Origin of the sequence: Solirubrum puertoriconensis (assembly GCF_001483135.1) — a bacterium.
Lineage (GTDB): Bacteria > Bacteroidota > Bacteroidia > Cytophagales > Hymenobacteraceae > Solirubrum > Solirubrum puertoriconensis.
The window spans coordinates 205,362-225,395 of the sequence record NZ_LNAL01000006.1 but is presented as its reverse complement, the minus strand read 5'-3'; the positions used below and the strand labels follow the sequence as shown (position 1 = coordinate 225,395).

Below are 20,034 nucleotides of genomic sequence, written 5' to 3'. Positions count from 1 at the left end.
ACAGGCACAAAAAACCCAGAGCCGCCGATCGACTGTCAATCAGCGGCTCTGGGTTATAACTCACCTTATGGTCCTAGGCCCGAGCGGCGGCGCCCTTAAGCAGGAGTAGCGGGCATGGGGCTCTTGGCAGCACTTACTGCATCTGGTGCAGCAGCGCTAGTTGTGCTGACCAGGTTGATGGTGAACCCCGTACGGCCGTTGGGCTGCGTTGCCAAGCTGAAGCTGAAGCCGTGGTGCAGCAGAATGTCCCGGATCATCGTCAGGCCGATGCCTTGCCCATCGCGCTTGGTGCTGAAGAAAGGCGTAAACAAGTGCGGCTGCACCTCGGGCGGAATGCCAGGGCCGTCGTTTTCAATCAGCACTACGGGCGGCTGGGCGGTGGTGCGTACCCACAGGTTGCCGTCGTGGTCGATGGCCTCAAGGGCGTTTTTGCAAATGTTGAGCAAGGCTTGCTCCATCTGCTGCGCATCGAGCGCTACGTACAGCGGGCCGGGCGCCAGCTCCCAGTGCCACGTAATGTTGCGCTTCTCGCTTTGCACCTGCAGCAGGCGGCAAGTGGCCTTTAGCAGCTCGTGCACGTCGGTGGGGCGCGGCGTGGGCGCGGGCAGGCGCACCAGGTTGGCAAAGCTGGCAATGAAGTTGGCCAGGTGGGTGTTGCGGTTTACTGATACATCCAAGGCTTCCTCAAAGTCGGGGCGGTCGTCGGCGGCGAGTTGCGGGGCGTAGTAGCGGAACGACTGCAGAATGGAGTTGACGGCGCCGATGGAGTTATTTATCTCGTGCGACATCATCCGGATGAGCTTTTCGTAGGCTTGCTTTTCCTGCCGAATCAGCTCCTGCGTCAGCTCCTCTAGCAAGATGAAGTAGCGCGTAAAGCCCCGATCGAGGAAGTGCGAGGTGCTGGCGCGGTAGGTTTGCAGGCCCGATAACTGCACCACCTCCGTTTGGCCGGGCTCTAAAGCACCTAGGGCGCGGCCCCACTCGCCGGGCAGCTCGGCGGGGCGCTTGCCCAGTAGCTCGGCCGCGGGCAAGTGCAGGCAGCGCTCGGCCGCCGGGTTCAGCGACTCAATGGTGCCCTCGAAGCTCAGCAGCAAAATACCCGCTGGCGAGGCCGCAATCAGGCGCTCCAGCAAGTAGCTTTTTTCGTGCTGGGTAACGCGCTCCTGGCGCAGCTCGTCGATCATGGTGTTGTAGGTATCAATCAGCTGATCCATTTCCTGCTGCCCTACCGGCAAAAACTTCATTGTGAAGTCTCGGTCGCGGATGGCCTCGGTACCGGCCGCAATCAGGTTGAGGGGGCGCACAAAGCCGCGGTACAGCTGAATGCTGAGCACAGCCGTAACGATGAGCAGCAGCTCCGTTGCCATAAACAGCCACATGTTGGTGCTGCGAAACTGCATTGCCAGTGCCGCAATAGCCGCATGGATCAGGACAACGAAGAGAATGTACTTGGTGCGTAAACTCATGCCGTGATAGGGCGGCGCAACAACAGCTAACTGGCCGCAGCACGAGCTACCAACGCCGCGCTACCGCCCGAAGGCTGGCTACGGTTGCGCGGCGTCGTAGGGAATGTTGAACTTCTCGAGGCGGCGGTACAGTGCCCCCCGGCTTAGCCCTAGGGCTTTGGCCACGCGCGAGAGGTTGCCGGCATAGAAATCCACGGTTTTGCGGATCATTTGCGCCTCCATTTCGTCGAGCGTCATCATGCCTACGGCGGGCAGCTCGCCGGGCACCACGGCCTTGGCCGTGGTGCGCTGGGCTTGCGCCTGAAACTCCTCAGGCCCGAGCTCATCCTTGCCGCTTACCAGCACGGCGCGCTCCACCAGGTTTTTCAGCTCCCGAATGTTGCCGGGCAGCTGCTGGTCGCGCAGCCAGTGCAGGGCGCGGGTGTTCACCTTCAGGGCGTGGCGGTTGTAGGCCGTGCGCAGGTTGTTGATGAAGTGCTGCGCCAGCAGCGGAATATCGTCGGGCCGCTCGCGCAGGGCGGGCAGGCGCACCGTAATTAGGTTGATGCGGTAGAACAAGTCCTCGCGGAAGCGGCCTTCGCGCACCTCTTGGGCTAGGTCGCGGTTGGTGGCGCAAATCACCCGGATATCGAGCGAGCGGCTGCGCGAATCGCCGAGCACCTCGTAGGTGCGGTCTTGCAGCACGCGCAGCAGCTTCACCTGTGAGCCCATGTCCAGCTCGCCAATTTCGTCGAGGAAGATGGTGCCGCCGTTGGCCATTTCGAAGCGGCCCTGGCGGTCGGCTTTGGCATCGGTAAAAGCGCCGCGGCGATGACCGAACATCTCGCTCTCGAACAACGAGGCCGAAATGCCGCCTAGGTTCACCTTCACGAAGGGCTTGTTGCGGCGGTGCGAGTTCAGGTGAATGGCCTCGGCAATGAGCTCCTTACCCGTACCCGATTCGCCCTCAATCAGCACCGAAGCATCGGTGGCGGCTACTTGCCCCACGCTGCGCAGCACCTGCAGCAACTGGGCATCCTGGCCTACGATGTTCTTGAAGTTGTACTGCCGATCGAGCTGGCGGCGGGTGGGGCTCACCTCATCGTCGGGGTGGGCGGCGTGGGCTTCGGCCAGGCTGATGACGGTGCGAATGGTTTGCAGCAGCGAGTCGTTGTTCCAGGGCTTGGTTACGAACTCGGCGGCGCCGGCTTTCATGCCTTCCACGGCCAGCGAAATAGAGCCCCAACCCGTGATGAGGATAACGGGTACCTGCGGCGCAATTTCCTTTACCTGACCTAGGAGGCGTAGGCCGTCTTCGCCGGTGGTGGCCATGGAGTAGTTCATGTCCATGAGCACCAATTGCGGCGGTGTTTCGCGCACCACGCGCAAGGCATCGTCGGGGGTGCCTACGGCTTTGGTGGCGTAGCCAGCCTGCTTAAGCAACAGCCCCAGCGAGGTGCGCACGGCAATGTCGTCGTCGACGATGAGTATCATGGGAATGGCCGTTGAGAGAGTAGCGAAGGACGGAATTTCGGGACGGAAAGAGAAGCGGCGGCCGAACAACAATTTCCCTCCTTAGCTGAGGAGGGGTGCCCGAAGGGCGGGGTGGTTGATGGTCGTTGGGCTGACGCCTGGACCAATGCCTTAGGTCAACTTAGCCCATCATGTCGAGCTTTTCAAGACATCCCGCGTGCTGACACTGAATAGTGACTTTGCTACCTATCGAGATGCTTCGACAGGCTCAGCATGACGGGCTAGTTAGTTGAGGTTAGTATCTGACGCGAGGTCAACCACCCCAGCGTCAGCCTGCGGCTGCCGCGTCCCCTGCTCATCTGAGGAGGGGAGCTTGGGCATTCAGCTATTCCTCGCGCAACGACACGGCAGGCTGAATACCAGCGGCAATGCGGCTGGGCTGGAAGGCGCAGATGGCCGTGAGAACGAAGATGAGCACGGCAGCCAAGATGATGGCCAGGATGTACACCGTCGGCTCTAGGCCAAACACACCCAGCAACGGAAACTGCGCCGCCAACACCACGCCGGCCAGCACGCCCAGCGTAGTTACCACCAGCATTTCGCCCAAGAACTGCGTTCCGATGCCCGAGCCCGTAGCGCCCAGTGCCCGGCGCAGGCCAATTTCGGCTTTGCGCTGGTTGATGTTGTACCACAGCACGCCAAACAGACCTAGCGCTACGTTGATGATCAAAAACAGCGACACCACACCTAGGGCAACAAGCGGCGTCAGCACCACCTTCATTTTATCGTGGCGGTTTTCTTCTAGGGTGTTTACAATGGCGTGCCAGCCCTTGGTCACGTTCTGGATTTTTTTCACCAGTTGCTGCTCCAGCACGGCGCCGCTGCCTGGCTGCACCCGCACCAGCAATATAGGACGCTCGTTGGGGTCGACCTTGGTGGCGGCTTCGCTTAGATCGTCGCGGAAGAAGATAGCCGGGTCGTTGGCGGCAAAAGCGCTGCCGGGGCGGTAAGCGTCGACAACCCCCACTACCTGCCACTTGGCTTTGCTTTCGCGGTCGGTGAGCACCTTGCCCAGCGGCGCTTCCTGCCCGAACATCTCCGAGGCCATTTTCTGGTTGATAACTACCGGCTCGTTGTTGGTCGCGGCGTCGTCGCGGCGGTCAAACCACCGGCCGTGCGTTAAATTGAACTTCAGCACCTTTGGCATGTCGTCATCTACCCTATACCAATCGGTCATTGGTGCCTGCTTCCCCTTATACATGTACTGGTTTGAGTTCATGGTGCTGAACGCAAACGGGGTGTTGGAGCCAGTAATCGTAACGGCTACCACGCCCGGCGTAGCCCGCAGCTGCTGCATCATCAGCTGCACCATTTCCTTGCGGTTGGCTGTATCCTGGCCCGGCGAAACGTTGATTTCCCACACGTTGTCGTAAGCAAATCCGGTGGGCTGCCGGTAGTTGTAGTAGCTGCTCACCAGCAGGCTGCTCACCACAAACAGCACGAAGAACGAGAGCAGAATTTCGCTGATCAGCAGAAAGTTGGACCGCTTGCGGTTCCAGATCAGGGTGAAGAGGTGACGAATCATGGTTGTAGCTAGCTAGGTCGTCGGGCGGGGCTGGCCGAAGCACGGCGCTGTTTACCCTGGACTGGTTGAATTACTTGCCGCTGGCTTTCAAAGCCTGCACCGGTTGCAGACGCGACATTTTGAAGGCAGGGTATACCCCCGATAGCACCCCGAAGAATACTGTCACGAGCAAGGCCCAACTGAAAATGCGCCAGTTCATTTCGAATTGCGCGTAGGCCAGCAACTGCGAGCCGCTGATGATTTGCAGGGTCACGTAGGCCAGCAGCAACCCCAGTATTCCGCCAATCAGCGTGAGGAAGATGTTCTCGACCAGGAACTGGCTGACCAGCTTGCCGCCCGTAGCGCCAAAGGCTTTGCGTACCCCGATTTCCGAGGAGCGCTCCATGATGCGGCTCACGTTGATGTTCACCAGGTTCAGGGCCGGTAAGATCATGAACAGCAGGGCCAAGCCTGCCAGAATGGGGTAGAGCAGCTCCAACCCATCGGACTTATATTCGGTGAGCGGGCTCATCAGCTGCCGGGAGATGGACGCAATTAGCCGGTCGGCGTGCAGGTCCAGGTACTCCATGTTTTTGGGGTCGGGCAGTGGCACGCGTTTCATAGCCTGCTCAAACTCGGCTTGTACAGCCGGCACGTCGGCCTCCGACTTGGCTAGGATAATTGCTAAGTAGTCGCCCTGCAACTGCACGCGCTGCAAATCGTCGGGGCTGGTGCTCAGGGGCACCCATACGTCGGCGTACGAGCTGAAGCGCATGGCCGGCACGTCTTCTACCACGCCCTGCACCCGGAAACTGGTTTGGTTTACCACAATGGTGCGGCCGACGACCCCTGCTTCGGTGCCAAAGTACTGGCGCGCCGTGCTGCGGTTGATAACGGCCACGCGGGAACCGGCTTTCACATCGGCTTCCAGGAACGGCTTGCCCTGCGTGAAGTTGAAGTCCATAATCTGCCAGAAAGCAGCATCGGTATAGCGCAAGTCCAGGTCCAGCTTGCGGTTGCCCACGTAGCTCGGCGTGGCGTGGAAGTTCGAGGCAATAGACACCTTCTCGGGGGTGCGCAGCGTGCGCACGTATTTATCAAGCACGTAGTAGCTGGGCGGGGTGTTCATGTTGCCACCGTCTTTATAACGCACGTGCAGAAACTGCGCAAAGGTCATGCGGTCGAGGCGCGACTCAGGGTAGTGGGCGCCCACGGTGTGGTCGAACAGAGCCACCACCACCAGCAGCACCATCAGGGTAAAGGCGATGCCGAAGAGGCTGATAAAGGTGAAGAACTTGCGACGCAAGAGCACCTTCCAAGCGAGTTTTAGATAGCTAAGCAGCATAGATTTGGGAAGCAGAGGAGGGTTGAGGATCCACCAGAAGCAGCGTGGGCTTGGCCGCAGGGCGGCGAGCCGGCGGCACCGGCACCAAAAGAGCGTGGAGGCCGGCACCAGCCAGCAGAAGGAGCGCGGCCATTAGCACCAGGCCTACCGCTTGCCACAGGCGTTTCATGGTAGAAAGAGGACCGATGAATTAGCTAACCTGGCTACCGTCGAAGAAGCGAATCACGCGCTCGGTTTTCAGGGCCATGCTTTCGTCGTGCGTTACCATCACAATGGTGGTGTTGGCCTCGCGGTGCAGGGTCAGCAGCAGCTCCATTATTTCCTCTCCCATCACCGAGTCGAGGTTGCCGGTAGGTTCGTCGGCCAAGATGATTTCGGGGGCGCCGGCCAGGGCGCGGGCAATGGCTACGCGCTGGCGCTGCCCGCCCGATAGCTGCGACGGAAAGTGCTTGGTGCGGGCGCTCAAGCCTACTTTTTCGAGGGCTGCCAGAGCGCGTTGGCGGCGCTCCTTGCCGCCCATGCCCGCGCGGTACAGCAGGGGCAGCTCCACGTTATCGAGTACCGAGAGGTCGTTGATGAGGTGGAAGCTCTGGAAGATGAACCCGATTTTGTGGTTGCGCACCTTGGCGAGCTCCTTATCGGAGTAGCTCGTAACGGGGCGGCCGTCGATTTCGATAGTGCCGCTGGTGGGCTCGTCGAGCAGACCCATCAGGCTCAGCAGGGTGGATTTGCCGCAGCCCGACGGCCCCATGATGGACACGAACTCGCCCCGGTTGATCGTTAGGTTCACGCGGTTCAGTGCCACCGTCTCGATGGTATCGGTCTGGTACACTTTCTCAATTTCGGAGAGCTTGATCATAGGCGTGTTTTTGAGCGACGTGGTGGCGCGCGAATCGGTCAGTGCGTGGCTCGTGGTCAGGGTCGGTTCCATAGGATCGGTCGGGTTTGTTTTCGGGGTTTGGCCTGCGTTGAGGAAAGGGAGGCGCCGTGGGTTGTCCGGTTTTGAGCAACCGCACACCGGGGCGCAGTAGAGTAAGCCAAGCCGCGTGCCAATTGCATATATTGCTTTATTACAGGAATTTGCATCGAATACCAATGAAACATGCTTCTAAAAAAATGTCCGGTTCTGGACAAGGTGTTCGGAAATGAAGGTGCTGATGTGCGATTTGAGCTACCTACCCAGTTGCCCAACCACCGGCCCTTATTCGCGTACTGTAGCAGATTGCCCCTTGATGTATGCCCACGACTACCATGAGCCCCGATAAAGCCCTAGTGGAAGAGGTCCATACTTTTCTGCAGGCCGAGCACCTGAACGCCCTAGGTACCGCTCTCGACCACGATACTGCCGCCATCGAGCAAACTTTTGCCGAGGTGCTGCCGCTCGTGGTAAGTGCCTTGGCAGGGCGCGCCCGCCAGCCCAACGGTAGCGAGGCCCTCTGGACGCTTACCCGGCAAGCTCACCAGCACGAGGTGCTGCAGCAACTAAGCACGGCCGGCCGGCAGCCCTGGCACGGCCGCGGCGTAACGCTGATGCAGGGCCTGCTGGCCGATGCGTACGCCAGTACTACCTCGGCTATGGCAGCGCGCCACAACTTATCGGCCGCCGAGTTTCAGCACCTACTCGATGTGGCCGTGGCCGCCGTGCTGGGCACCCTGGGCAAACACGCCGACGAGCACGGGCTCAATGCCGCTGCCCTAAGCGAGTGGCTACAGCACCAACCCGCCAGCCCCCGGCCAACTCCCCTGCAACCGGCAACCACCACAGCCGAACCCATCGACAGGCCTGTCGCCGGTCCTGTGCCTACCCCTGCCTCCGCGCCGCGGCGGCCAGCGCAGGCCCCGGCCGCGCCCCAACCAGCCCCAAAGCTTACTTCGGCCGCCGACGGCACGTGGGGCACAGTTGGCGGAGGCATCACCTTTACGCCTGCCCTCACCAATGTGCGGCGGCGCAAAGCGCCGAAATGGCAATGGGCGCTGCTGTTGGTGCCAGCCCTAGGTTTGGGCTTCGGTTTTGGGTATCGCTCCAAGCTTGTGCCAGCCCCGGCGCAAGCCATTGCACCGGTTGCCGTGTCCACCGCCGATGCTACCTCAGCCCGCGCCGTACCTACGGCCAACTCCTACCCTGCCGGCTACTACGATGTGCTCACGGATACCTACATCCGCGAAACCGGCCCGCAGCTGCTGGTTACGCTAGCCGATGGCAACACCCTGAATGTGGGCACCAACTCCACCGAGTACCAGCTCTACCGCTTTCTTTCCGACCCGAGCAAAGGGCCCAACACCATCAGCCCCGCCGTGGGTTGGGTCAATCTCGACCGCGTGTACTTCGAGCCGGGGCGCGCTACCCTTACCGACGGCTCGCGCGAACAATTGCGCAACGTAGCCAAGCTCCTGAAAGCCTTTCCGGAGGTGTACCTGCAGTTGGGCGGCTACACCGATGGTACCGGCGACCCGGCTGCCAACCTTAAGCTCAGCCAACAACGCGCCGACGAAGCCCGCCGCACGTTGGTTCGCTTTGGCGTAGACCCTCGCCGCCTGCGGGCCGAAGGCTTCGGGGCCAATTATTTTATTGCCTCCAATGCCGGAGCAGTAGGCCGCGCCCTCAACCGCCGCCTGAGCGTGCGCGTCATCAGCAAGGATGGCGAAGCCGGTTTGCCACGCAACATGCTGCTGCCACCAAACGAGCTGCCAGCTCCCGAGCCCACGGCGGTTGCTAAGGCTCGTAACTCGGGCGCTGCCGAGGGTGCTGAACAACCCGCTGAGCGCCGCAAGCGCAAACGCGTAAAAGCCCAGCCACGCACCAAAGCCGGCGTATGGATTCGCAACCTAGGCCAGCGCCTGCAAGGCAAGCGCGTGACCGAGTGGGAAAAGAAACGCTAACCTTAAAACCCAGCGGCCCGCTGCTCTGTCGTGAGCAGCGGGCCGCTGGGTTATTGGAAGGGGGGCTGTCGTATGGCCGAGCCCGCCGCTTACCTAGGGCTTAGTTGCTGGCCGCCAGCAAGGGCTGCTGCCGCTCAAAATCGTAGAGCGTGAGGGTGCGCAACTGGTAATAGGCCACCCACGAGGCGCGCAGCGCCGCAATGTAGGCGCGCTTGGCGCGATCTTTCTCGCTTTGGGCAATGTTGAGGTCGGTAAGCGAAATGCGACCCACCTGGTACGTGGCGCGGGCAATGTTGTAGCGGCGCTGCGCCAGCGAATCGGCGCGCGCGGCCAGGGCCAGCTGCTGCTCCAGGGCACCCAACTGCGCCGCCTGCGACAGTACCGATTGCTCAAAGGTCATTTGCTCCTGCTCCACGGTTACTTTGGCCTGTTGGCGGGCCAGCTCGGCGGTTTTCACGGTGGCGCGCGTCTTGCCCCAATCCACAATAGGCATCGAGAAACCCAGGCGCACCTGCTGTTGGTCGTTGGGGTTAACGTAGCTGGTGCGAAACTGCTCGCCGCTGCTCGCTAAGCCAAACGAGGCCGTGAGGCTGGCTTGAAAACCGGTAGTACCCTTGGCCTGCGCCACGTTGCGGTCGGCCTCGAGCAGGCGCCGCTGAAACATCAGCGACTCGCGCCGGTACTGCCGGGCCTGGGCCAAGGCTGCTTCGGGCGCTACCTCCAGCTTGGGGGCGGCCGCGGGCACATCGAGCGTAGCGGCGGCGTCTACCGTCAGGCCGGTGTAGCCTTTGAGCTGCACGGCGGCGTTTTGGGCATCCACGTTGGCCTGCACTTCGGCTTGTTGGGCGTTCAGCAGGTTCAGCTCGAGCAGCAGCAGGTCGTTTTCCGAGAGCCGACCTAGGCGGTGCCGCTCGCGGCCCATGCGCAGCATGTCTTCGCTTACTTGGCGGTTTTGGCGCGCAATGCTCGCGTTTACCTGCTGCAGCAGCACATCGAAGTACAGCTCGGTGGCGCGGCGCGCAATGGTTTCGCGCTCCTCCACGTACTGCCGCTGCGACTCCTCGTAGCGCAGCGGCTCGATGCGCTTGTTCCAGTTCAGGGCATTAAAGCCTGCAATGGGCTGCACCAACCCTATTGCCACGGGGTTGCTGTTGTAGAGACGCTGGTTGCCCTCGAAGTTATCGAAGCGCTGCAGCGTGGAGCCCACCGAAATACGCCCGCCCGTAAGGCCGATGCCTTGACTTAGGGTAGTAGCCAGGTACGAGTTGTTGATGCGCACGTAACGAAAATCGGTGGTGCCATCGGGCTGCGTTACGGGCGTAATGGTGCGGCTGTAGTTGGGCAGCACGCCCTCCAGGGCGAGTTGCGGCTTGTAGTCGGCCCGAAACGAGCGGTACTGCCACAGGCTGGTTTCGCGGTTGGTTACGGCCTGCTTCGCCACCGACGACTGACCTAGGGTTAGCTCAATTACCTGCGGCAGCGTAAGGGCGGGCTGCGCTGGTGCGGTTGGTTGCGCCCAGGCTATCGACATGGTTAGCAGCACCAGTACTACGGTGGCGCCCAGCATCAGCAACCACAGCCGCAACACCTCCAGCACAAAGGGTAGATTTAGTCGGTTCATAGCTCAGAAGGGCAGTGTCGGGAGAAAAGAAGGGTGGGCTTAGCGCTTGATGCTGAGCTCGGGGGCCTGTTCGTAGTCCTTGGTTTCGCTGATGATCAGCTCCTCGCCGGGGCGCACGCCGCTGATAATCTGCACGTAGTCGAAGTTGGAGTCGCCGAAGCGTGCGGTGCGGCGCACGGCCTTGCCGTCTTCCAGCACAAACACTGGCTGCTCGCGCCCGCCCTGGTAAAAGGGGCCGTTCTTCACGCGCATCACGCCGCGGTGGGCGCGCGTCACCACGTACACATCGGCCCGCAGATTGGCGCGCAATGCGGGGTGGTTGTTTTGCTCGAGTTGGGCGTAGAAAGTCATCACGCCTTTGTCGGCAGCGGGGCTGATGGAACTGATGGTGCCGCGCAAATCGGTGCTGCTACCTAGGCGCACAATCACGGGGTCGCCCACGTGCAGCGAGTCGGCGTAGGTGTCGGCAATGGAGCCCCGCACCCGGAACGAGCTCAGGTCGGCCACGCGGGCCAGCACTTGGCCTTGGTTCACGGTCGAGCCGATGTCTTCGCTTACCCAGGTAAGCACGCCGGCCTGGTCGGAGCTGATGTTGGCTTGGCGCAGCTTATGCGCCAGCTCGGTAATGTTGCGGTCCTGAATCTGCATCGTGTAGCCCAGGCCGCGCTCGTCGGCATCGTTGGAGCGGCGCTGGTTGCTGATTTGGCGGCGCACCTTCTGCAGCTCCAGCTCGGCAATCTTCAGGTTCAGCTCGGCCTGGCGTACACTCTCCTGGGTGCCCGAGCCGATTCCGAGCAGGTGCTGTTCGTCGCGCAGGGCCGATTGCAGGCTGCGCACTTTCTCCTGCTGCACTTTCTCCTGCGCCTCCAGGTCGTTGAGGCTGCGCTCCAGGGAGAGCTGCAGCAGGGTGCTTTCGTTGCGGTTTTGCAGTTGCTCGTCCTGCAGCTTAGCCAGCGCGCTGCTGGTTAGCTCCTTGTCGAGCTCCAGGATAGGCTGCCCGGGCTGCACCTTGGCGCCGGCCGTAAGCAGCACCCGCCGAATGCTCGACTGGATGGGGCTGGTGATAACCGCCTCGTGCGCCGGAATGATGAGGCCGGTAGCCGTGATGGAAGCCTCTACGTCGCCGGTTTCTACGGCCGCCGTCAGAATTTCCTCCTGCCTGATGCTGGGCTTCAGCACACCGCGGAAGGCCCACAGGCCCACGGCCGCCACCGCCAAGGCGGTAACTACCAGCAACAGGCGCCGGGTGCGGCGTTTGGCATGCGTGGCGGGCGAAATAGCTCTGTCCATTTTCGTTAGGATTGGGGTCGGATTCGGATAGTAATAGCCAAGCCCAATGCCAAACTTATAACAAATTGATTATCATTATTTTATAAATGTATACCTTGTTGAGTTGTACAAAAAAGTTGTCCGGTTATGGACAGTGTGTTCGAAAATGTCAGCCAGGCTGCCCGGTTTTGTAAGCGGCAGCCACAAAAGCACCGCGAGGCTGCCGAACCCACGTTCGGCAGCCTCGCGGTGGAGCTTGGGCAAGACCTAGGTGAGCTTACTTGCGCGTGCCCGCGTCGGCAATGCGCGTGGGCGTATCCTGCCCGCTCACAATGCTGGTGGCGCTTTGGGCAATGGCCTTAATTACCTCGGTCATGTTTTTCAGGTCGAGGCTTTCTACCTCGTCGTCCACCGAGTGGTAAAGCTTATCCGTCGGAATTTGATCGGTGCTGATGCTGTGGGCCGGTACACCTAGGCGCGCGAGGGTGGCGTTGTCGGAGCGGTAGAACAGCTGCTGCTCGGGGTACGGGTCGGGCTCGAACTTAAACGTGGAGCCTTGCAGGTTGCGCTGCAGAATCTGGCCGAAATCCGACTTATCGAAGCCGGTGATAAAGGCCGTACCGGGGCCAAACTTCGACACCTTGCCAATCATCTCGATGTTGAACATGGCCGTAACCTTGGCCGGGTCGAGCTGCTTCGAGAAGTATTGCGAACCAAAGCCGCCTACCTCTTCGGCCGTAAAGGCCACGAACACCAGCGAGCGAGCATTGCTTTTGGCTTTCTTGAAGTGCTCGGCTAGGGCCACCACAGCCGTGGTGCCCGAGGCATCGTCGTCGGCACCGTTGGCAATGGAGTCGCCGGCTACAGCTGGCAGATAGCCGATGTGGTCGTAGTGCGCCGAGAAGACTACTTGCTCGGCGGCTTTGCTTTTATCGCGGCCGGGCAGCACACCCACCACGTTGCGAATTTCGATCGGCTTAATGCTGGTAGCACCCGTAAGCTGGTAGTTGGCGCCGTTGGTAACGGCCGCTGGGGCCAGAATAAACGCTGCCGTGTAGGGCTGCGGCTTTTCGCCACGGAAGGTGCTGTGCTGCATTTGCCCGGCCAAGCGCTTAAACATGGCCGCGTGGGCCGGATCGATGATAACCAGCACGTTGCCCTTCTGGCGCAACAGCGGGCCTACCTCTTTCCGGAAATCGGCCTGCGGCCCAATCACGCACACCTTCGGGGCGGTGTCGCCGGTGCCGTCCGTCCAATTTACCTGGCTAGCAGCCGATACCGAGGCTTGCGGCGCACCGTTTTGGCCGCTGGTCCAGCTTACTTGTTCGATACCCGACATCAGCACCACGTTTTCGCGCGGCACGGCGGTGCCGTTTAGCGAAGCCTGCACGCTGGTGGTGTTTATCTCAAATACCTGAAACTTCTGCTCGAACGAAGTGAGGCCGTTCAGCGGCTTCAGGCCGATGCGCTTGAACTCGCCGGCCAGGAACTGCGCCGCCTCGTTGGCGCCGGTGTTCAGGGCGCGCCCGCGCATCTTGTCGTCGGCCAGGGTACGCTCTACGCGCTCCACCGTAGCGGCCGAAATGTTTGTTTTGACAGCCTTAGCTGCTTTTTGCTGCGCAACGGCCGCTTGCACCGAGCCAACCAGTGCCAAGCCCAGGAGTAGATGTTTCATAGCGCAAAGTAGCAAGCGCCGGCAAAGCAGTTGCACCCAGGCCCCAAGCAAACCCCTATTGCTTTTGCACCACGCAGTACACCAGCTTCATGGGACGGTTGTACTTATTGCTACCGCTGCGGAAATCGGGTATGCCCATTTTCTCCTCGTAACGCAGAATTTTAAAGCCTGCATCATTCGCGAACAATGACTGCACAGCCCCGCTCAGGCAGCCGAAATCGGGCCGGTTCATTTCAATACCGGCTTCGCGGTGGAAGAACTCGAACACCAACACGCCACCCGGCTTTAGGGCTTTTCTGATGTTGGCCAACACCTCGGGCTGCCCCTCAAAACAACCTTCGTACACAAAGGCCACTAAGTCGTAGCGGTTGGTGCCGTACGTAAAGCTCTCCATCGGCGACACCACGGCGTTGATGCGCAGGTTTTGGCGCTTGGCCTCCGCCTGGGCCTCAGCCACGGCCTCGTCGGCTATGTCTACACCGGTTACGTCCCAGCCTTGCCGGGCCAAGAACAGGGTATTGCGCCCTTGGCCCATACCTACATCCAACGCTTTGCCGGGCTTGCGGCCTTTCGCCACCTCCATCAGCAAGGCGTTGGGCTGGCGGTTGAATTTGTAGGCCGTATCGCGGGTAAGGCTGCGGTTCCAGCGTTGGCGCTCCTGCTCCAGCCTAGGCGAGGTAGTAGCCGGGCGTTGTTGGGCCGAAAGGGTTGCCGAGCCGAGCAGCACCAACAAGGCACCTAGCAACACATGGCGGGTGGCGAACATAAGCCAACTTCATAAGGGGTAGAGCGATGCACTGTTTGCAAGTCCGTTTCGGCCACCTCGGGTCCGCGCGTTGCGCTTGCTTAAGATACAAAAAGCCAGCGCCATGCCGAGCAAATCAGGCCGAAACAACACCTAGGCAAGCGCCCGGAGCTCAGCCCATATCGGCGCAGCCCCGTACCTTGGCGCATCGCACCGCCACTTGCTATGCCAACCAACGCTCCTCTCTCCGGCCTGTACCGTCCTTCGCTTAGCCTGCTTACCGACCTCTACCAGCTAACCATGGCCTACGGTTACTGGCGCAAGGGCATGCAAGACCGCGAGGCCGTGTTTCACCTGTACTTCCGCAAGCCGCCGTTTGCGGGCGGCTACGCCATTTGCGCCGGCCTTACTTACGCCGTTGATTGGCTTGAGCAGTTGCGCTTCAGCGAAGAGGACCTCGCCTACCTAGGCGCGTTGCGCGGCCGCAAAGGCAATGCCCTGTTCGATCCGGCATTTTTGGATTACCTGCGCGATTTGCGCTTCACCTGCGATGTAGACGCCATTGCCGAAGGCACCGTGGTGTTTGCCAACGAGCCCCTGATTCGTGTGCGCGGCCCCCTGCTGCAGGCGCAGCTCATCGAAACGGCGCTGCTCACACTCGTCAACTTTCAAACGCTAATAGCCACCAAAGCTGCCCGCATTCGCGAAGCCGTGGGCCCCACCGACCAGATTCTGGAGTTCGGCCTGCGCCGTGCCCAGGGCTTCGACGGTGGCCTCTCGGCTACGCGCGCGGCGTACCTAGGCGGCGCCGATGGCACCAGCAACGTACTCGCCGGGCAGCAGTTTGGCATTCCGGTGCGCGGTACGCACGCCCACAGCTGGGTTATGGCGTTTGAGGGCGAAGAAGAGGCCTTTGACGCCTACGCTGACGCTTTCCCCGACGATTCGGTGTTTCTGGTGGATACCTACGATACCCTCGAAGGCGTGCGCAACGCCATTCGGGTAGCACAACGACTGCGAGCTACCGGCCACGAGCTGGGCGGCATTCGCCTCGATTCGGGCGACCTTACCTACCTCAGCCGCGAAGCCCGCCGCCTGCTCGACGAAGCCGGCTTTCCGCAGGTGCGCATCGTGGCCAGCAACGACCTTGACGAGCAGCTTGTCACTTCGCTCAAACTTGAAGGCGCCCGCATCGATACCTGGGGCATCGGCACCAAGCTCGTAACCGCCTACGACCAGCCTGCCCTAGGTGGCGTGTACAAACTCGCCGCCCTGCAGCGCGCCGATGGCTCGGGTTGGGATTACACCGTTAAAATTTCGGAGCAGCTCGCCAAAACGAGCATTCCCGGCATTCTGCAGGTGCGCCGCTACCTAGGCGAAAATGGCAAACCTGTAGCCGATATGCTCTACAACACAGCCGAAGAGCTACCCGCCGACTTGACCATCGTCGACCCCATGGACCCCACGCGCCGCCGCCCCGTTAAATCGGAGCAGTACCGCGAACTATTGGAGCCCGTGTTCCGCCAAGGCAAGCTAGTGGCCGATTTGCCCACCCTGCAGGAAAGCCGCGAACGGGTGCACCAGGAGCTGGCCTCCTTCGACCCGAGCATCCGGCGCTTCCTGAACCCGCACGTGTACCCGGTGGGCCTGGAGGCTGGCCTGAACAGCTTCCGCACGCAGCTGATATTGGAGAAGCGCGCGGTGCGGCCGGCGTAGCCCATCAGCACATAAGAAAGCCTAGCTGCTCGTGCGGCTAGGCTTTCCGTGTTTTAGGCTGCTCCAAATTTCTTCCACAGTTTCGGCAACATCTTGGGCAACTGGTTATCGGTCCAGTCTTCGCCTTTGGTCTCGCTCCCGAGGTCGTAGTCTAATCCGCGCTCGGAGGCTACTGCTCTGGGGAAAGTTGTATCGTCCTCGGCTTTGCCTGTGCGCTTCTCGAAGGCCGCAGTAGCCACATACAGCAAGGCTTCAAAATCCTGATAAGGATCGACTACTACGCTAGCTAAGGTGTCGGCATTTTGTAGCGCATTGGTGAATACCGCTTCGCCTTGCCCAATCAGCCAGCACCGGAAATATAGGTAGGTGTCATCCGAAACGTAGCCGTCGATAATCCTTTGGGCAGCCATAATGTTAAAGTGGTCTGCCTCTAGCAAGCACTCCCGCAATAGGCACTCAAACTCAACTATCTGCTCGGGCTCTAGCTTTTCTAAGCTGTTGATGATGGCTTGTTCCTGAATTTCCTGGTCGCCCTGGGCTGCAGCCTTCGCTGACTCAATTATCTGCCAAAACTCAGTCTTGTCCATTCGTATTGTGAGTATAGTAGTTTCGAAATACGGCAAAACGCTACACATCAGCAGCTAGAAATTCCATTACTCAGGCCTGTTTTGACTGTCCCAGCAACGCACTTGCCTTTGTCGGACTCCTTGCCTGGCCCAGCAGCTTGAATTGAGCAACACCAGGATTATTAGAAACCGGCTTGAACAACTTCCGCATAAAATTTATCCTGGGGAAGCGGGCGGTGCGGCCGGCATGAGAGGCCGGCGGGTTACAACATTCGTTATTGCCTATTAACAAGGCCACTTTTCCTTATTCATCATGAAAGTAAGCTTTGGCCTAGTTGGTATCGGAGCGTTGCTTTTCCTCAGCAGCTGCATTATAGATTACTATGATTCCCGCTTGTTAATTATAAATCAAAACAGTAGTCCCGTATGCGTCGAAACATTCCCGGACACAATACCCAATAGCAAAGAGATGAATTACCCCGAGTACTATCTAACCCATATTATTTCACCACTTGATTCAGCTGCTCAAATGATGCCTGGTAAAGAAGGTTGGATTGACGAGGTGCACTTCAGCAACAACCGGAAGCTGAATATCTTCATTTATAATGCTGACTCCGTGCGCGCTTACCACAGCATGGACAGCTTGAACAGAAACAAGCGCTACAAGAGAATATCCCTATCCCTTGAAGAGCTTGAGCGCCTCAACTGGCACGTAACAATTCGGTGAGTCAGCACCGACTACCTAGGTAAAGCAACAAGGCCCGGCGAGTGTACTCGCCGGGCCTTGTTGCTTTACCTAGGTAGTCGGTGCTAAATGGCATTAGATGTCGTATTTTAATTCGCCCGCGCCTACCTTAAGCGTAATGTTAGGCTCGGCGATGATGCGGCCAGCTACCTGAGCATCGTAGCCTTTCGAGGTCAGTTCAGCAGCTACAGCTTCGGCTTGGTCGGCATCGGTTACGATCAGCATGCCGTTGCCCATGTTCCAGTACAGGTAAGCATCGGCGGGGCTGATGCCGCCTAGGTCGGCGAGCTGGGCCATAGCAGGCAGCGGCTCGAAGAGGTTGTCGAGCTCGGCTCCTACCCCATTCTTCAGCACGCGCTTGAAGTTATCGGCAATGCCGCCGCCGGTGATGTGCGCGGCGGCGTGCAGTGGCAGGCCGGCATCGAGCACGGCTGTTACGCCGGGCGCGAAGATGAGCGAAGGCGCCAGCATTACGTCGCCCCAGGTCTGGCCCATCACGTCGGCATCGGCACCGGTGTAAGGTGCCGTGTGCCAATTCTCGCCGAAAGCCTTGGTGAGCACGCGGCGGGCCAGCGAATAGCCGTTGGAGCGAAACGAGGGTGAGCGAAGCGCCACCACCGCCTGGCCGGCGCGCACGTTGGCGCCACTCAGGGGACGCTCCAGGCTGGGGTGCAGCACGCCCACGGCGGTGGAGCACCAGTTGAAGTTCATGCGGGCACCGGGGTAGCCGCCGATGCGGTTGCCCAATTCAGCAATTTCACCGCCGGTTACAGCAATGGAGCTGAACTGCGCCGCGTCGTGCAGGCCGCGCATCAGCTCGTCTACCACGTCGTAGTTGAGCGTGTTCACGTCGATGATGTTCGACAGGTTGGTGGGCACGAAACCGGCTACCACCAAGTCGTCGGCCACCATGGCAATGAGGTCGTAGCCCAGCGTATCGTAGCGGTCCACGCGCTCGGCCACTTCGATTTTGGTGCCGATGCCATCGGAGCCGATACCTAGGCGTTCAGCACCGAAGCGGATTTCGTTCGAGAAACCGCCTTCTAGGTCCTGTGCCGGCTCGCCAGGCTTGCCCGCGCGGGTTACGAAGGTTTTCTTGGCCCAGTTGTAGGCACAGCGCGAGGCGGCATTGCCTTCTTCGATGGAATAGCCGGCGGTTTCTTTGAGGTTGGCGGCGGTAGTCTGGCTCATGCGAGAGAAGTTGAACGAAACTCCCCTCCTCAACTGAGGAGGGGTGCCCGAAGGGCGGGGTGGTTGATAATCGTTGAACGATTAACCTAGGTCGTCATGCTGAGCTTGCCGAAGCATCTCTACCGCTTCGCCGGATACCAACTTAAACGAAGCCGGTAGAGATGCTCCGGCAAGCTCAGCATGACGTTCTTTTTGGTTGAGGTTACTATCCGACGCAAGGTCAACCACCCCAGCGTCAGCTAAAGCTGCCGCGTCCCCTCCTCATCTGAGGAGGGGAGCTTGCCGTTCTGCTAATGTTCTGTAGGTGCAGGTGCCTTAGCACTGACCGACGTTTCGGTGGGGCGCTCGGCTTTTTGGCGGTGGCTTTCGCGCTCCTCCTGAATGTGACGCAGGTACTTGGTTACGTCGCCTGTGGGGTACTTGCCCGAAAAGCAGGCGAAGCAGTTGCCGCCGTGGCCACGCTCTTCGGCGAAAAGCTCCTGGAGGTCAGCCAAATCCTGGTACACCACGCGGTCGGCCTCGATGTAGCGGCAGATTTCCTCCTCGGTGTAGTTGGCCGCAATCAGCTCGGTGCTCATAGCCATGTCGATGCCGTAGATGCATGGCGAGATGATGGGCGGCGCCGATGAAATGAAGTACACCTCCTTGGCCCCGGCCTCGCGCAGAATGCGCACGATGCGCCGCGAGGTGGTGCCGCGCACAATGCTGTCGTCGACTACGGCCACCTTCTTGCCTTCCACAAACTCGCGGATGGGGTTCAGCTTTTTCTTCACCACGTCTTCGCGCCCGGCCTGGCTGCTCACGATAAAGGAGCGGCCCATGTGGTTGTTCTTCACCAAGCCACGGCGGTACGGCACACCGATGGCTTCAGCTAAGCCTGATGCCGCGAAGTAGCCCGACGAGGGCACGTCGATAACCATATCGGGCTCGATGCCGGCCGCCATGACTTTGCGGGCCAGCAGCTTGCCCAGGCGCACCCGCTCGCGGGCCACTAGGCGGCCGTGAATTGTGGAGTCTTCGCGGGCAAAATAGATTTGCTCGAACACGCAGAACGCCTTGGGCAGCTCGTAGGGATTCTTGAAGTGAATGTTGAAATTCTTGTCGATGAACACTGCCTGGCCCGGGCCCACGTTCTGAACGAACTCAAACCCTAGGTAATCGAAACAGGTGCTTTCGGAGGCAAAGGCGAACACCGGGCCTTCGGGCGTATCGCGGCGGCCGAGCACCAACGGGCGAATGCCGTGGGGGTCGTTGAACGCCAGCAATCCGTGGCCGGCAATGATGGTAATGGTGGCGTAGGCGCCCTTCACCAACTCCTGCGTGGTTTCCACGGCGTCGAAGATGTCGACCACCGAGAGGTTATCGAGGTTCTTCAGGCGCAGCTCCGAGGCGAAGGTGTACATGATCAGCTCCAGGTCGTTGCTGGTTTTGGGCAACACGTGGTACTTCTCGTGCAGGCGCTTGGCCACCTCCCGAAAGTTGATGACGTTGCCGTTGTGCACCATCGCCAGCCCGAAGGGGTAGCTGGTGGTAAAAGGCTGCGCCAGCGCCGAGTCGTTGGAGCCCTGCGTGGTGTAGCGCACATGCCCAATTCCGATGTTGCCGGTTAGCTTCTTGAGCTGCTTGGGCCGGAACACATCGGCCACGAGGCCGTTGCCTTTGCAGAGGTGGAAGTTGTCGTCGAAGGTGCACATGCCGGCCGCATCCTGCCCGCGGTGCTGCAGGGCGGTGAGGCCAAACACCATGTCGTGGGCGACATCATCCGGACCGAAAAAACCAACAATTCCGCACATAGCCGG

The 20,034-nt window shown here is 60.2% G+C and carries 16 protein-coding genes; 3 read left to right on the top strand and 13 right to left on the bottom strand.

The window, feature by feature from the left end; genetic code table 11:
* Window positions 1–95 precede the first annotated feature (95 nt).
* The 6 genes from ASU33_RS05865 to ASU33_RS05840 all read right to left on the bottom strand — a co-directional run bounded on the left by ASU33_RS05865 (window position 96) and on the right by ASU33_RS05840 (window position 6,686).
* The gene (locus ASU33_RS05865; protein WP_078062910.1) at window positions 96–1,466 is read right to left on the bottom strand and encodes a sensor histidine kinase; all 1,371 of its coding nucleotides are present in this window, start codon (window positions 1,464–1,466) and stop codon (window positions 96–98) included.
* Window positions 1,467–1,544: 78 nt separating this feature from the next.
* A complete protein-coding gene (locus ASU33_RS05860) occupies window positions 1,545–2,939 on the bottom strand; it encodes a sigma-54-dependent transcriptional regulator (RefSeq protein ID WP_059069209.1) in 1,395 nt (464 codons plus the stop codon).
* 364 nt (window positions 2,940–3,303) lie between these two features.
* Window positions 3,304–4,503 carry an ABC transporter permease gene (locus ASU33_RS05855; RefSeq protein WP_059069207.1) on the bottom strand — a complete coding sequence of 400 codons (1,200 nt, stop codon included), beginning with the start codon at window positions 4,501–4,503 and terminating at the stop codon, window positions 3,304–3,306.
* Between the two features lie 70 nt (window positions 4,504–4,573).
* On the bottom strand, window positions 4,574–5,827 hold the full coding sequence (locus tag ASU33_RS05850) for an ABC transporter permease (RefSeq protein WP_059069205.1): 1,254 nt from the start codon (window positions 5,825–5,827) through the stop codon (window positions 4,574–4,576).
* Window positions 5,817–5,996 (bottom strand): hypothetical protein, encoded by a 180-nt coding sequence (locus tag ASU33_RS05845; RefSeq protein ID WP_059069203.1) that lies wholly within the window; start codon window positions 5,994–5,996, stop codon window positions 5,817–5,819. The genes ASU33_RS05850 and ASU33_RS05845 overlap by 11 nt, the downstream gene beginning before the upstream one ends.
* Before the next feature lie 21 nt (window positions 5,997–6,017).
* A complete protein-coding gene (locus ASU33_RS05840; protein ID WP_059070727.1) occupies window positions 6,018–6,686 on the bottom strand; it encodes an ABC transporter ATP-binding protein in 669 nt (222 codons plus the stop codon).
* A 377-nt stretch (window positions 6,687–7,063) separates the two neighbouring features.
* Here ASU33_RS05840 and ASU33_RS05835 point away from each other — a divergent pair, with 377 nt between their 5' ends.
* Entirely contained in the window at window positions 7,064–8,707 is a 1,644-nt protein-coding gene (locus tag ASU33_RS05835) for an OmpA family protein (RefSeq protein ID WP_078062909.1), read from the top strand.
* A gap of 100 nt (window positions 8,708–8,807) precedes the next feature.
* Here ASU33_RS05835 and ASU33_RS05830 read toward each other — a convergent pair whose 3' ends face one another.
* From ASU33_RS05830 to ASU33_RS05815, 4 genes are all read right to left on the bottom strand, one after another.
* Entirely contained in the window at window positions 8,808–10,328 is a 1,521-nt protein-coding gene (locus ASU33_RS05830; protein WP_149867071.1) for a TolC family protein, read from the bottom strand.
* A gap of 39 nt (window positions 10,329–10,367) precedes the next feature.
* Window positions 10,368–11,618 carry an efflux RND transporter periplasmic adaptor subunit gene (locus ASU33_RS05825; protein WP_059069198.1) on the bottom strand — a complete coding sequence of 417 codons (1,251 nt, stop codon included), beginning with the start codon at window positions 11,616–11,618 and terminating at the stop codon, window positions 10,368–10,370.
* Window positions 11,619–11,874: 256 nt separating this feature from the next.
* On the bottom strand, window positions 11,875–13,272 hold the full coding sequence (locus ASU33_RS05820) for a M20/M25/M40 family metallo-hydrolase (protein ID WP_059069196.1): 1,398 nt from the start codon (window positions 13,270–13,272) through the stop codon (window positions 11,875–11,877).
* A gap of 55 nt (window positions 13,273–13,327) precedes the next feature.
* Window positions 13,328–14,038, bottom strand: a complete 711-nt coding sequence (locus ASU33_RS05815; protein ID WP_059069194.1) for a class I SAM-dependent methyltransferase — start codon at window positions 14,036–14,038, stop codon at window positions 13,328–13,330.
* A gap of 204 nt (window positions 14,039–14,242) precedes the next feature.
* Between ASU33_RS05815 and ASU33_RS05810 the strand changes: the two genes are divergently transcribed.
* Complete coding sequence (locus tag ASU33_RS05810; RefSeq protein ID WP_059069192.1) at window positions 14,243–15,733, top strand: nicotinate phosphoribosyltransferase; 1,491 nt, start codon at window positions 14,243–14,245, stop codon at window positions 15,731–15,733.
* A gap of 53 nt (window positions 15,734–15,786) precedes the next feature.
* Here the strand turns inward: ASU33_RS05810 and ASU33_RS05805 are convergent, their stop codons facing one another.
* Window positions 15,787–16,320 (bottom strand): DUF4240 domain-containing protein, encoded by a 534-nt coding sequence (locus ASU33_RS05805; RefSeq protein WP_059069191.1) that lies wholly within the window; start codon window positions 16,318–16,320, stop codon window positions 15,787–15,789.
* A gap of 292 nt (window positions 16,321–16,612) precedes the next feature.
* Between ASU33_RS05805 and ASU33_RS05800 the strand changes: the two genes are divergently transcribed.
* On the top strand, window positions 16,613–17,026 hold the full coding sequence (locus tag ASU33_RS05800) for a hypothetical protein (RefSeq protein ID WP_059069187.1): 414 nt from the start codon (window positions 16,613–16,615) through the stop codon (window positions 17,024–17,026).
* Between the two features lie 93 nt (window positions 17,027–17,119).
* Here ASU33_RS05800 and ASU33_RS05795 read toward each other — a convergent pair whose 3' ends face one another.
* Both ASU33_RS05795 and purF read right to left on the bottom strand, forming a co-directional pair.
* Entirely contained in the window at window positions 17,120–18,235 is a 1,116-nt protein-coding gene (locus ASU33_RS05795) for an AIR synthase-related protein (protein ID WP_059069185.1), read from the bottom strand.
* A gap of 290 nt (window positions 18,236–18,525) precedes the next feature.
* Window positions 18,526–20,028 carry an amidophosphoribosyltransferase gene (gene purF / locus ASU33_RS05790; RefSeq protein WP_059069183.1) on the bottom strand — a complete coding sequence of 501 codons (1,503 nt, stop codon included), beginning with the start codon at window positions 20,026–20,028 and terminating at the stop codon, window positions 18,526–18,528.
* Window positions 20,029–20,034: the final 6 nt, after the last annotated feature.

Bases quoted from the DNA above. Each gene is read 5' to 3' on its own strand.
- ASU33_RS05800 (WP_059069187.1), top strand. From the start codon at position 16,613: ATGAAAGTAAGCTTTGGCCTAGTTGGTATCGGAGCGTTGCTTTTCCTC.
- ASU33_RS05815 (WP_059069194.1), bottom strand. From the start codon at position 14,038: ATGTTCGCCACCCGCCATGTGTTGCTAGGTGCCTTGTTGGTGCTGCTC.
- ASU33_RS05835 (WP_078062909.1), top strand. From the start codon at position 7,064: ATGCCCACGACTACCATGAGCCCCGATAAAGCCCTAGTGGAAGAGGTC.
- ASU33_RS05860 (WP_059069209.1), bottom strand. From the start codon at position 2,939: ATGATACTCATCGTCGACGACGACATTGCCGTGCGCACCTCGCTGGGG.
- purF (WP_059069183.1), bottom strand. From the start codon at position 20,028: ATGTGCGGAATTGTTGGTTTTTTCGGTCCGGATGATGTCGCCCACGAC.
- ASU33_RS05820 (WP_059069196.1), bottom strand. From the start codon at position 13,272: ATGAAACATCTACTCCTGGGCTTGGCACTGGTTGGCTCGGTGCAAGCG.
- ASU33_RS05805 (WP_059069191.1), bottom strand. From the start codon at position 16,320: ATGGACAAGACTGAGTTTTGGCAGATAATTGAGTCAGCGAAGGCTGCA.
- ASU33_RS05855 (WP_059069207.1), bottom strand. From the start codon at position 4,503: ATGATTCGTCACCTCTTCACCCTGATCTGGAACCGCAAGCGGTCCAAC.
- ASU33_RS05825 (WP_059069198.1), bottom strand. From the start codon at position 11,618: ATGGACAGAGCTATTTCGCCCGCCACGCATGCCAAACGCCGCACCCGG.
- ASU33_RS05840 (WP_059070727.1), bottom strand. From the start codon at position 6,686: ATGATCAAGCTCTCCGAAATTGAGAAAGTGTACCAGACCGATACCATC.
- ASU33_RS05845 (WP_059069203.1), bottom strand. From the start codon at position 5,996: ATGAAACGCCTGTGGCAAGCGGTAGGCCTGGTGCTAATGGCCGCGCTC.
- ASU33_RS05810 (WP_059069192.1), top strand. From the start codon at position 14,243: ATGCCAACCAACGCTCCTCTCTCCGGCCTGTACCGTCCTTCGCTTAGC.
- ASU33_RS05850 (WP_059069205.1), bottom strand. From the start codon at position 5,827: ATGCTGCTTAGCTATCTAAAACTCGCTTGGAAGGTGCTCTTGCGTCGC.
- ASU33_RS05865 (WP_078062910.1), bottom strand. From the start codon at position 1,466: ATGAGTTTACGCACCAAGTACATTCTCTTCGTTGTCCTGATCCATGCG.
- ASU33_RS05830 (WP_149867071.1), bottom strand. From the start codon at position 10,328: ATGAACCGACTAAATCTACCCTTTGTGCTGGAGGTGTTGCGGCTGTGG.
- ASU33_RS05795 (WP_059069185.1), bottom strand. From the start codon at position 18,235: ATGAGCCAGACTACCGCCGCCAACCTCAAAGAAACCGCCGGCTATTCC.